This is a genomic window from Burkholderia sp. HAN2018, assembly GCF_024704855.1.
GTDB classification, from domain to species: domain Bacteria; phylum Pseudomonadota; class Gammaproteobacteria; order Burkholderiales; family Burkholderiaceae; genus Burkholderia; species Burkholderia cepacia.
The window spans coordinates 1-12026 of the sequence record NZ_QOBB01000211.1; the positions used below are offsets into that span (position 1 = coordinate 1).

11 protein-coding genes and 1 pseudogene are annotated in these 12026 nt (G+C 67.9%); 6 read left to right on the plus strand and 6 right to left on the minus strand.

Annotated features, from left to right (window positions below; translation table 11 throughout):
• On the plus strand, positions 1-2576 hold a 2576-nt coding region (locus DPV74_RS33090; protein WP_119338708.1), incomplete at its 5' end, for a DUF748 domain-containing protein.
• A gap of 59 nt (positions 2577-2635) precedes the next feature.
• Here the strand turns inward: DPV74_RS33090 and DPV74_RS33095 are convergent.
• Positions 2636-2860: a hypothetical protein gene (locus tag DPV74_RS33095; protein ID WP_027790361.1), complete on the minus strand. Its 225-nt coding sequence runs from the start codon at positions 2858-2860 to the stop codon at positions 2636-2638.
• A gap of 316 nt (positions 2861-3176) precedes the next feature.
• Here DPV74_RS33095 and DPV74_RS33100 point away from each other — a divergent pair, with 316 nt between their 5' ends.
• Complete coding sequence (locus DPV74_RS33100) at positions 3177-4850, plus strand: alkaline phosphatase family protein (protein ID WP_264165554.1); 1674 nt, start codon at positions 3177-3179, stop codon at positions 4848-4850.
• Between the two features lie 90 nt (positions 4851-4940).
• Here DPV74_RS33100 and DPV74_RS33105 read toward each other — a convergent pair whose 3' ends face one another.
• Positions 4941-6071 (minus strand): hypothetical protein, encoded by a 1131-nt coding sequence (locus tag DPV74_RS33105; RefSeq protein WP_119338710.1) that lies wholly within the window; start codon positions 6069-6071, stop codon positions 4941-4943.
• A gap of 154 nt (positions 6072-6225) precedes the next feature.
• Here DPV74_RS33105 and DPV74_RS33110 point away from each other — a divergent pair, with 154 nt between their 5' ends.
• The gene (locus DPV74_RS33110; protein ID WP_021163564.1) at positions 6226-6420 is read left to right on the plus strand and encodes a YqaE/Pmp3 family membrane protein; all 195 of its coding nucleotides are present in this window, start codon (positions 6226-6228) and stop codon (positions 6418-6420) included.
• A gap of 76 nt (positions 6421-6496) precedes the next feature.
• On the opposite strand, the gene DPV74_RS33115 is transcribed toward DPV74_RS33110, so the two are convergent.
• A complete protein-coding gene (locus DPV74_RS33115; protein ID WP_060083813.1) occupies positions 6497-7402 on the minus strand; it encodes a LysR substrate-binding domain-containing protein in 906 nt (301 codons plus the stop codon).
• Positions 7403-7610: 208 nt separating this feature from the next.
• Between DPV74_RS33115 and DPV74_RS33120 the strand changes: the two genes are divergently transcribed.
• Entirely contained in the window at positions 7611-8198 is a 588-nt protein-coding gene (locus tag DPV74_RS33120; protein WP_240440055.1) for a hypothetical protein, read from the plus strand.
• Positions 8199-8342: 144 nt separating this feature from the next.
• Here DPV74_RS33120 and DPV74_RS33125 read toward each other — a convergent pair whose 3' ends face one another.
• The 3 genes from DPV74_RS33125 to DPV74_RS33135 are packed head-to-tail and all read right to left on the minus strand — an operon-like array spanning position 8343 to position 10958.
• The gene (locus tag DPV74_RS33125) at positions 8343-8525 is read right to left on the minus strand and encodes a hypothetical protein (RefSeq protein WP_059684041.1); all 183 of its coding nucleotides are present in this window, start codon (positions 8523-8525) and stop codon (positions 8343-8345) included.
• Positions 8497-9504 carry a cytochrome d ubiquinol oxidase subunit II gene (gene cydB / locus DPV74_RS33130; RefSeq protein WP_119338712.1) on the minus strand — a complete coding sequence of 336 codons (1008 nt, stop codon included), beginning with the start codon at positions 9502-9504 and terminating at the stop codon, positions 8497-8499. The genes DPV74_RS33125 and cydB overlap by 29 nt, the downstream gene beginning before the upstream one ends.
• A 41-nt stretch (positions 9505-9545) precedes the next feature.
• On the minus strand, positions 9546-10958 hold the full coding sequence (locus DPV74_RS33135; RefSeq protein WP_027790368.1) for a cytochrome ubiquinol oxidase subunit I: 1413 nt from the start codon (positions 10956-10958) through the stop codon (positions 9546-9548).
• A gap of 502 nt (positions 10959-11460) precedes the next feature.
• On the opposite strand from DPV74_RS33135, the gene DPV74_RS33140 reads away from it, so the two are divergent.
• Complete coding sequence (locus DPV74_RS33140) at positions 11461-11787, plus strand: hypothetical protein (RefSeq protein WP_119338713.1); 327 nt, start codon at positions 11461-11463, stop codon at positions 11785-11787.
• Positions 11788-11800: 13 nt separating this feature from the next.
• A pseudogene (locus DPV74_RS33145) lies at positions 11801-12026 on the plus strand (hypothetical protein); the annotation flags it as partial.

The window sequence follows — 12026 nt, forward strand, 5'->3', positions numbered from 1 at the left end:
GCCATTTCGCGATCGACGGCGGTACCGTCAACGTCGACGACCGCGTGCCGGCAACGCCGACCGCGCTGTCGCTCACGAAGCTCGCCGCGACGCTCGACGGCTTCTCGATGCAGGGCAAGACCCCCGCGAAATACACGCTGTCGACGTCGCTGTCGCGCGGCGGCGACGTGACGGCCGAAGGCACGTTCAATCTCGCGGAGAAGCAGGCCGACAGCAAGCTGACGGTCGCCGCCCTCGCGCTGCCGGCGCTGCAACCGTACCTCGGCGAGGCCACGCGTGCGCGCGTGCTCGACGGCACGCTCGGCGCCACCGTCAACGCGAAGGCCGACTGGGGCAAGACGCCGCTCGCCGCGCAGGTCGCCGACAGCACGGTCAGCCTGAAGTCGCTGAAGATCGCGACGCCCGACGCGAAGGCGCCCGCGATCGTGCTGCCCGACGCGAGCGCGAAGATCGCGAAGGTCGACGTTGCCGCGCGCACCGCGGAGATCGCGAGCGTCGACGCCAGCGGGCTCGCGCTCGACGTGCAGCGCCTGAAGGACGGCAGGATCGACCTCGCGGCACTGGCCGAACCCGCGCAGGCGTCGGTGCCGAAGCGCACGGTCGCGCGCAAGGCCGAGGCCGCCGCGCCGTCGTGGCATTACCGGATCGATGCGCTGAACGTGAAGGATTCGTCCGCGAACTTCACCGACCTGTCGACGCCGCGCCCGGTGAAGCTGGCGATCAAGCCGCTGGACCTGTCGGTGCAGAAGATCAGCGACGACATGAGCAAGCCGCTGCCCGTGCAGTTGAAGGCGACGCTGAACCGCAAGGGCTCGCTGAACGTGACGGGCGACGTGACCGCGCAGCCGCTGAAGCTCGGCCTGAAGATCAACGGCAACCGCCTCGACGCGGCCGCGTTCGAGCCGTACTTCGGCAGCGCGCTGAACGCGACGATCGCCAGCGCGCTGCTCAACGCGCAGGGCAACCTGACGTTCGCGCAGGTGAAGGACGCACCGCGCGCGACCTATCGCGGCGACGTCGCGCTCGTCGACGTGCGGATGCTCGACAAGGCGACCTCCGACCCGTTCGCGGGCTGGCGCTCGCTTGCGCTGACGAACCTGAAGGCGAACTACGACGAGAAAGGCACCGACGTCGACGCGGCGCGCGTGACGTTCTCGAACTTCTACGGCCGCGTGCTGCTCGATGCGCAGGGGCGGCTGAACCTGAAGGACGTGGTCGCGAAGGAGACGGGCCCGGCGCAGTCGCTCACGCGCGACGCGAGCAAGGGCGAACCGGTGCCGCTGTCGCCGGGCGTGACGCCGCCGGCTGCCGCCGCGCAGCAGGCGTCCGCGCCGGCCGCCGCGTCGGCGACGGTGGTCGTGAAGGCCGCGCAGCCGCCGCAGAACCCGGTGCGGATGCATTTCGGCGAGTTGCTGCTGCAGAACGGCCGCGTCACGTACACCGACAACTTCATCAAGCCGAACTACACGGCGAACTTGGTCGCGATCAAGGGCACGGTCGGCGCGTTCGGCACGGATTCGACGACGTCCGCGCCGGTCGACGTCGCCGCGAACCTCGCGGGCAACGGGCCGATCTCGATCAAGGGTTCGGTGAACCCGCTGATCGAGAAACCGGCGCTCGACCTCACCGCGACCGCGCACGACATCGAGCTGACCAACCTGACGCCGTATTCGGCGAAGTACGCGGGCTACCCGATCACGAAGGGCAAGCTCAACGTCGACCTGCATTACGAGCTCGCGAACGACCAGCTGAAGGCGAACAACCACATCTTCATCGACCAGCTCACGTTCGGCGACCATGTGGAGAACGACACGGCAACCAGGCTGCCGGTGAAACTCGCGATTTCGCTGCTGAAGAACACGCGCGGCCAGATCGACGTGAACCTGCCGGTGTCGGGCTCGCTGTCGAACCCCGAGTTCAGTGTCGGCGGGCTGATCTGGCGCGCGGTGCTGAACCTGATCGCGAAGGCCGTCACGTCGCCGTTCTCGCTGCTCGCGCATGCGTTCGGCAGCGGCGGCGAGGATCTCGGCTACGTCGAATTCGCGCCGGGCTCGTACCAGCTCGACGACGCGCAGCAGAAGAAGCTCGACACCGTCGTGAAGATGCTGACCGAGAAGCCGTCGATCCGCCTCGACCTGATCGGCCGCGTCGACCCGGCGAAGGACACGTCGGGGCTCGGCGACGCGTACGTCGAGCGGCTGGTGCGCCAGCAGAAGCTGAAGGACGTGATCGGGCAGGGCGAGAGCATCGACCCTATGTCGGTGAAGGTCGAGCCGGCCGAGTACAGCAAGTACCTGACGCGCGCGTACAAGGCCGCCGACTTCAAGAAGCCGCGCAACCTGATCGGCCTGCAGAAGACGCTGCCCGATGCCGACATGAAGAAGGCGCTCGCCGAACACGCGCCGGCCGACGACAACGCGCTGCGTGCGCTCGCGCAGCAGCGCGCGCAGGCCGTGCGCCAGTACCTCGAGGGGAAGATCGATTCGAGCCGGGTGTTCGTCGTCGCGCCGAAGCTCGATGCGAAGGGCATCGACGACAAGGGCGCGACCACCCGCGTCGATTTCGGCCTGCAGTAAGCAGGCCGTCCGCCGCCGCCGCGTCCGTTCCTCCGTTCGGGCGCGGCGGCGCGCTGCCTTCAGCGTGCGGCGATCGCCGGTTCCTCGCGCTTGCCCAATTCCTTCTTCGCGGCCAGCGGCAGGCGTGCATCGTCCCACTGCGCCAGCCATTCGACTTCCTTCGCGGTGAACACCTGTCCGTAGTTGCGCAACGCGTACTGCAACGCGTCGACGACGTGGTGGCGAATGATTTCGGGGGTGCGTGCATCGTCCAGCACGAACCGGAGGGCTTCCAGGGTCGACATACTCATGCTCCGGGTCAGGGAAAACCCTTTATCACACGCCAATAGTCGCGCGCCAAGCCGGAAAAAAAATCGTGCGGCGGGTGACGCCGCGGACGGTGGCCGATGCACCGGGGCGGTGCTTGCCGGTGAGCGCGCGAGTCCGCAACGTGCGCCCGGCCACGCTGGTTTGCGACCGCGTCGTGTCACTTGCGATTGGTTACGTTTGATAGAAAACAGAAAGCCCCGCTTCATGCGAGCGACCCACGGCGCAGCCATATTCTTGCGCGCCTGATGGCAAGTCACGCAGTTCAACGTCAATCGATGAGGTGGGGTGATCATGTCTTTCCTTGGGAAGCAGCGGAAGTGGGTGGGGATGGTGGCGGGCGCGTTGGCGCTCGCAGGCGCGGGCGCGCATGCGGCGCAGCAGGACGGCAACCGTCAGGGCGAGGACCGCGGCCACGCGAGCCGCGTCGTGAAGCACGTGCTGCTGATCAGCGTCGACGGCCTGCACGAGCAGGATCTCGCGCGCTGCATCGGCGCGAACACGTGCCCGAATATCGCGGTGCTCGCGAAGAGCGGCGTGACCTACACGAATGCCTATACGCCCGGCCTGTCGGATTCGTTTCCGGGCCTCGCCGCGCTCGTGACCGGTGGCTCGCCGAAGACGGCCGGCCTGTTCTACGACGTGTCGTACGATCGCAACCTGTACGCGCCGGGCGACACGAGCTGCTCGGGCAAGCAGGGCTGGAACGTCGTGTTCGACGAGACGACCGGCATCGACGCCGAGAACGGCGGCGCGCTGGTTCACCTGAACGGCGGCGGCGCATTCAATCCGCAGGCGATCCCGAACGCGAAGGTCGACGGCAAGTGCGTGCCGGTCTATCCGCACAACTACGTGAAGACCAACACGGTGTTCGAGGCCGTGAAGGCGGGCATCCCGAACGCGACCACCGCGTGGGCCGACAAGCACGCATGGGGCTACGACTGGCTGAACGGGCCGTCGGGCACCGGCGTCGACGATCTCGCGCGCACCGAGATCAACTCGATCGACCCGGCGACGCAGACGGACTACACGGACGTCTATTCGCATACCGCGCAATTCGACAACCTGCACGTGCAGGCGCTGATCAACCAGATCAACGGCCGCGACTCGACGGGCACGAAGCGCGCGCCGGTGCCGACGCTGTTCGGCGCCGATTTCCAGACGCTGAGCGTCGCGCAGAAGGCGGTGGTGACGAAGGGCGGCGGCTACCTGGATGCGAACTTCACGCCGAACGGGCAGGTCGCGAACGCGATCACGTACGTCGACAACGCGATCGGCCATGTCGTCGAGGCGCTGAAGCAGGCGAACCTGTATTCGTCGACGGCCGTGATCGTCACGTCGAAGCATGGCCAGTCGCCGACCGATCACACGAAGCTCGTGAAGAACGGCGACACGCTGACGAAGCTGCTCGAAGCGAACAACTATCTCGACCCGAACGGCAACTTCGGCCAGAACAACACGAAGACGGGCAACCTGAACGACGGTTCGGGCCTGGTCGGCACGGGCTTCGTGCAGACCGACGACGTCGGCCTGATCTGGCTGCGCGACCGCAACCAGCGCACGGCCGTCGTGCAGACGCTGAAGGCGAACCTGGGCTGCAATGCGCCGGGGATCTGCGCGGACGGCCCGCAGGCGTACATCCTGTACGGCGCGGCGCTCGCCGAGCGGTTCGGCGATCCGGCCAACGGCCGCACGCCGGACATCGTCGTCCAGCCGAATCCGGGCGTGATCTACACGTCGAGCACGAAGAAGGACGAGGAGCACGGCGGCAACGCGCCGGACGACAGCCACCTCGGCCTGCTCGTGTCGTATCCGGGCCTGCATCGCGCGCGCACGGTGACCGACACGGTCGGCACGAAGCAGGTCGCGCCGACGATCCTCGGGCTGCTCGGTGCCGACCCGCGCCTGCTGCATGCGGTGGTGGCCGAGAATACCGGCGTGCTGCCGGGGCTCGGTATCGGTCGCTGAGCGACGCGACGCCGCAGGACTGCCCGCCGCCGGCCGCGCGGCGGGCGGCCGGTGTGTCGCGTGAGATGCCGCGCGAGGTGCTGCCCGCGTCTACTTCGCGAACAGCACCGGCATCATCTGCAGCGCGCAATCGTGCATGCGCTTGCCGATCGCCTGTACGTCCGGCTCGTCCCGCGCCATGAGCGAATCGCCCGCGCGTTTCATCGCCGCATAACTGCCGTGCATCGCCGCATACAACGGAATCGGCGACGTGGCGCCGGGGCCGGGCCCTTCGAAATAGCCGGTTGCGGCGAGTTCGCCCAGGTAGTAGGTGTACAGCGCACCGACGTGGTTCGCCTGCAGCCACCCCATCAGCTGGATACGCCGGTAGACCGACACGAGGTCGTCCTTCGGGCGCGAGCCGAGCGCGACGAAGATCTGCAGCCGCGCGAGCCAGTTGCCCTTGCGCGCGGCCTCGACGAGCGCCGTCCACTGCGCGGGCGTCGTCGAGCCGGGTTCGCGCAGGCTGCTCATGTAGTCGATCACGGCCTGCTGGTCCGGAGCCGGGCCGATCTGGTCGGGCGACCTGCACACGAAGCGGGACACGTCGATGTCGGCATTGCCGAGATTGTCGAGCTCGTGCTTGATCTTGCCGTACACGTCGTCGAGCTGTTTCTGGACGTCGTCCCTCGACCATTCGGCAGGCAGCGGGCCCAGCCACACGAGTTCGTCGTCGTTGGCCGCCGCGGCCGCGCGGTAACGGGCGAGCGCGGCATCGCGGCGCCGGGCGGCCGCGGCCTGCTCGTCGCGCGTGTCGTCGGCCATGCGCTGCGCGACCAGGTTGACGGCGTCGGTCAGTTTCGCGCAGCGGGCGAAGGCGGCGTCGCGGCGCGCCCAGCACGCGTTGTCGACCGTGTAGATCCAGCGGGTGTTGACGGTCTCCAGCACATAGTGCGTCTCGCCCGCCTGCCGTGCGACGGCGGCATGCCCCTTGTCATCGGTCACGCCTTGGGACAGCACCTTGCCGTCGTGCGTGGTCCAGCTGTAGGGCTCGCTGCTCAGCGGTATTTCGCTGTCGCCGGTCAGGTTGATCGCGTAGTGCGTCGTCGGCTTCGTTTCGGCGTGCGCGACGCCGACGGCGGTGAGCGCGGCGAGCGCGACGGCCGCGCAGCGGTGCCGGGCCTTCTTCGGGGGCGTGATGGCGGGCGGCTCGTGGCCGTGGTGTGGCGACGGGGTGTTCATTGCCCTCTTTCTCCGTTGTTGTTCTCGTCGTGCTTCGTTCGACGACGCGCGAGTGTAGCAGGCGGGTATCGCGACGAACGGCTTGAATTCTGTCGCCCGTACCGGCATATTCGCCACGCATCACCCGTTCAACGACGCACCGAGAGGTTTGTTCATGCGCCTTCTGCTTGCCCTGCTGCTGCCGTGGTTCCAGTTCTTCACGATCGGCCGCCCGATCGCCGGGATCATCTGCCTGATCCTGCAAATCACGATCGTCGGCTGGCTGCCGGCCGCGATCTGGTCGGTGTATGCGCTGAGCCAGTACAAGACCGATCGCAAGATCGAAGCGGCGCTGCGCGGGCAAAAGTAAGCGCCCGGGCGATTCCCCGTATACCGGGCTTCGTCGATCCGGCAGCGGAAGCGGCGAGTTCCGTGCGCGTCGTCGGCTATCCCGGCGGCGCCCCTTCCAGCGCCTCCGCCCGCGCGAACAGCCAGTCGACGAACGTGCGCAGCGACGCATCGCCGTCGTCGCGATACAGGCAGTGAAACGGCGGCCCTTCCAGGTGGACTTCCGGAAACAGCGCGACGAGCCGCCCGTGCTCGAGATCGTCGCGCACGACCGCGCGCGGCGCGAGGCACACGCCGAGCCCGCTCGCGGCAGCCTTGGTCATCAGGAAGAACTCGCGATAGAACGGCCCGCGCAGCGTCTCGGTGACGACCGAGCCCGCCTGGTGGAACCAGTATTGCCATGCCTGCGGCAAGCCCGCGTAATGCAGCAGCGGCGCGTTGCGCAGGTCGGCCGGCGTGCGCGCGTCATCGAGCACCGGGTGGCCGGGCGCGCACACCGGCACCGCCACGGTCGCGAGCAGCGGCCGCGACACGAACCCCTTGCGGCGCAGCTCTGGCGTATAGCGGCGGATGACGATGTCGCAGGTTTCGTCGAACTGGTCGCGTTCGGTGTCGGGCGTCGTGACGAGTTGCACGTCGATATCCGGATGCCCGGCCTGGAACGCGGCCAGTTGCGTGAGCAACCATCCATGCGCGAACGACACCGATGTGTTGATCCGCACCGGATGGCCGCCGACCGGTTCGAGCATCTGGCTCGTGGCCTGCGCGAGCCGGCCGAGGCAGCTCGCGACGTCGACGAGGTAATGCCGCGCGCGCGGCGTGAGCCGCAACGAGCGCCCGTCGCGTTCGAACAGCTTCTGCCCGAAGAACGATTCGAGTACGCGGATCTGCTGCGCGACGGCGCTCTGGGTCACGTTCAGCTCGTCGGCGGCGAGGGTGAGGCTCTGCAGGCGGCCGGCAGCTTCGAAGCTGCGCAGCGCATTCAGGGGCGGCAATCGGCGCATCGTGAGATCGCGAAGAAAAGCTACACAGTGGGTCAAAAAATGTCGTTTGTGGCGGCCGGGGCGCCTCCCTATCATGGCGCCGACAGGAGAGAACGCCCCGATGACGATCATATCGCCACCCGACGCCCGGACAACCGGATTTCGCCACCGTCTACGCGTCCGGCGCGCGGCACGTCGTGAGACGAACCGCCCGGCCGCGGTGCCGCCCGTGCGCGGCCGCGGCGCGCTGGCGCTCGTCTGTGCCGGACTGTTCGCGGCGCTGACCGGATGCGCGACGAAAGCCGACAACGAGCGGCAGATCGGCAACGGCGGATCGCTGGTGCGCTACAGCTCGAGCCAGACCGAAGTCGACCTGACCGATGCCGAGCAGCAGACGCTGCGCATGCTCAGCGACCGCCGCTATGCGGACGCGACGCAGGCGCGCGCGCTCGACGCGGTGGCCGGCGCGCTGCGCGCACAGGGTTATGCGCCGGTGACGGTCGATCGCGATTCGGGGCTGGTGGAAGCGGGGCGCAGCGACACGCTGATCCCGAAGTGGCGTCAGCTGCTGCGCGGCGCGCTGAAGGCGCGCATCGGGATGCTGCCGACGAAGCCCGATCATGAACGCGTGGCCGCGATCGTGACGGTTCGGGCGGGGCGGGACGCGCACGTCGCGATCGTGCGGGCGCGATTCGATCGTACGGTGTGGGACAGCGCCGGCGATTCGCGTACCAAGACCGTCATGGAGCCCGAGTACTACCAGGCGTTCTTCGCGGAAGTGGACAAGGCGATGTGCGCGACGAAGTGCGAGCGGTGAGCGGGGTGCGCGCCGGCGCGTGAAAGCGTGAATGCCGGGGAGGAGGATCGCCACGGCGGCGTGCCGGCGGCGACGGTGGCGCGCCGGAGGCGGATTGCGCGGAACGGGCCCGGCATGCGCTCCGGCGTGCAACGCGGAAGGGGTCTACTTCACCGCGAACAGCGTCAGGTTCATGAAGATCTTGAACGCGTAACCGAGCGTGACGGCGCCGATCACGCCGCCGGCCCACAGGACGACGAACCACATCCAGCCGCGCATCCGCGGCCGGGGGGCCGCGGCGGCGGAGCGCTCGGCGGAATCAGTGGTGGTAGTAATGCTGGTCTTCATGGCGCACCTTGCCTCGGAATACCCAGTAACCCATCGTCGTGTAGGCGATGATGATCGGGAGGATAACCGCTGCGCCGACCAGTGTGAAGGTCTGGCTGGAGCGCGGCGCCGCGGCTTCCCAGATCGTCATCGTCTGAGGAATCGCATACGGGAACAGCGTGACGAGCAGGCCGACGTAGCCGAGCAGCACGAGCGCCAGCGCGAGCACGAACGGCGTCATGTCATGCCGGTCGCGCACCGCGCGGCGCATCCATACCGCGCACGCGGCGACCAGGAACGGCACCGGCAGCAGGCGCCAGAACAGCCCCGAATCGAACCAGCGCTGCGCGATGGCCGGGTCCTGCAGCGGCGTCCACAGGCTGACGACCGCGATGAAGCCGAGCAGCACGAGCGTCAGCGGCCACACGACGCGATGGAGGCGCCGCTGCAGGCCGCCTTCCGTCTTCGCGACGAGCCAGCAGCAGCCGAGCAGCGCATAGGTCACGATCAGGCCGAGGCCGGTCAGCAGGCTGAACGGCGTGAGCCAGTCGAAGGCATCGCCCGCGAACACGCCGTCCTTCACGTTGATGCCCTGCAGGAACGCGCCGAGCGCGATCCCCTGGAACAGCGTCGCGCCGGCCGAGCCGCCGATGAACGCCAGATCCCACAGCTGCTTCGTGCGCCGCGCCTTCGCGCGGATCTCGAACGACACGCCGCGGAAGATCAGGCACACCAGCATGAAGATCAGCGGCAGGTACAGCGCCGACAGCACGGTCGAATAGACGACCGGGAACACCGCGAACAGCCCGGCGCCGCCGAGCACCAGCCACGTCTCGTTGCCGTCCCACACGGGCGCGACCGTGTTCATCATCAGGTCGCGTTCCTTCTCGTCCGGGAAGAACGGGAAGACGATGCCGATGCCGAGGTCGAAGCCGTCGAGCACGACGTACATGAAGAGCCCCAATGCGATGATCGCGGCCCAGATTACGGTGACGTCCATAGGTTTTCTCGTATGCGGAATGGGGTGGACCCGGGGTAGGCTCAGACGGTCTCGATCAGCTCGTCGACGGCCGACATCGGGCGGCGCGCGGTGTGATCGGGGCGCGTGTCGGGTGTGTCGTCGTGCTTCACGTCGGGCAGCGCGGGGCCGGCCTTCATCAGCTTCAGCATGTAGTACACGCCGGTGCCGAACACGAGGAAGTACACGATCACGAACGTCATCATCGACAGGCTGACCTGCTGCACCGACAGCGGCGACACCGCATGCGCGGTGCGCATCACGCCATACACGACCCACGGCTGGCGGCCCGCTTCGGTCGTGACCCAGCCCGCGAGCAGCGACACGAAGCCGGTCGGGCCCATCACGAGCGCGAAGCGCTGGAACCACTTCGATTCATACAGGCTGCCGCGGCGGCGCAGGAGCCACGCGAGCGCGGCGAGGCCGATCATCGCGATGCCGAGGCCGACCATGATCCGGAAGCTCCAGAACACGACCGTCGAGTTCGGGCGGTCTTCCGGCGGGAATTCCTTCAGCCCGCGGATCTCGCCGTCCCAGCTGTGCGTGAGGATCAGGCTGCCGAGGTGCGGCACCTTCACCGCGTAGCGGGTCGTTTCCGCCTTCATGTCCGGAATGCCGAACAGGTTGAGCGCGGTGCCGCCCTTCTCGGTTTCCCACAGCCCTTCGATCGCGGCGATCTTCGCGGGCTGGTGTTTCAGCGTGTTGATGCCGTGCTGGTCGCCGATCACGGCCTGCAGCGGTGCGAGCACGAGCAGCAGCCACAGCGCCATCGAGAACATCTTCTTCACGCCCTTGTCGCGGCGGCCCTTCAGCAGGTGCCATGCGCCCGTCGCGGCCACCACCAGCGCGGCGACGATGAACGCGGCGATCGCCATGTGGAACAGGCGGTACGGGAACGACGGGTTGAAGATGATCGCGAACCAGTCGGTCGGCACGACGCGGCCGTCGACGATCTCGAAGCCCTGCGGCGTCTGCATCCAGCTGTTCGACGCGAGAATCCAGAACGTCGAGATCAGCGTGCCGATCGCGACCATCAGCGTCGCGCCGAAGTGAGCGCGGGGGCTCACGCGGTTCCAGCCGAACAGCATGATGCCGAGGAAGCCGGCCTCGAGGAAGAAGGCGGTCATGACCTCGTACATCAGCAGCGGCCCGGTGACGGCGCCGGCGAAGCTCGAGAAGCCCGACCAGTTCGTGCCGAACTGGTAGCTCATCACGACGCCGGAAACGACGCCCATCCCGAACGCGACCGCGAAGATCTTCGACCAGAACAGGCAGAGGGTTTTGTAGTACTGCTTGCCGGTTTTCAGCCAGCGATATTCGAGGACGGCGATGAAGCTGGCGAGGCCGATGCTCAGCGCCGGAAAGACGATGTGAAAGGAGACGGTGAACGCGAATTGCAGGCGGGCCAGATCGAGGGCCGAAAGAGCGGTGTCCATACCAGTTGACCGAGGCTGACGATACCCGCCGGCGGGTGCCGGCGGACCCCGGCGGACGGGCGTCGGGGTTGGCTGGAGTATGGGCCGCGATGTTGCACCGCGAAATGCGCCAACTCGTCGCAGATGTCCAGCCCGGCGCGCGCGATTCCGGGGTAAATCGTTGATTCGTATCAAGAAGGCTGCTTGCGGCGCGCGCGGCCGCGGCGTGGCGGTCTGACGCACGTGCGTCAATATGGCGCGTCGCGTCATCGGAACGGTTCGATCCGGGCGCGAACGCTGCGCGACACCGCACCCCTCGGCGCACGCGCGCGGCCGAACCGTTGCGGTGCGTTATCGCGTAACGCACCCGCCCGCGCCGGCGGGCCGCGGGTGATGGGGTCTGTCACATCGGTAACGCCGCGCAACATTGGCGTGTGCGCCCGTAATGGATGACGGATCGCGCGCGGCGTAGCGTTCGGTATGTCGGGTTCGCATCGACGAACCGCCAGCCGGAGAACGTGACGTGAATGGAATGAAGCTCGCACTGGGCGCGGTGGCCGCAGTGGCGATCGCGACGGGCGGCGTGGCGCATGCCGCCCGGGTCGGGGTCTATGTCGGCCCCGGCTACCCGTATTACTACCCCGTCGTCCCTGCGCCTTATTACTACCCGCCGCCCGTCGTCGCGGTACCCGTCGCCCCGGGGCCGCCGCCCGAGTACGTCGAGAAAGGGCAGCCGCAGGACGACGGCGACGCGAACGTCTGGTACTACTGCGACGCGTCGAAGCATTACTACCCGCATGTGAAGACCTGCAAGTCGGGCTGGCGATCGGTGCCGGCACGGCCGCAGTGACGGAGGCGCGACGATGAAATCCCTGTTTCGATCACTGCGCGTGCCGGCCGCGCTGGCGCTGGCCGGCCTGCTCGGCGCGTGCGCGTACATGCCGGCCGGGCCGAGCGTGATGGCGCTGCCCGGCACCGGCAAGTCGTTCGACCAGTTCCGTGCCGACGATGCGAACTGCCGTCAATACGCGTTCGAGCAATCGGGTGGCGTGAGTGCCGGGCAAGCGTCGACCGCGAGCGCGGTCGGCA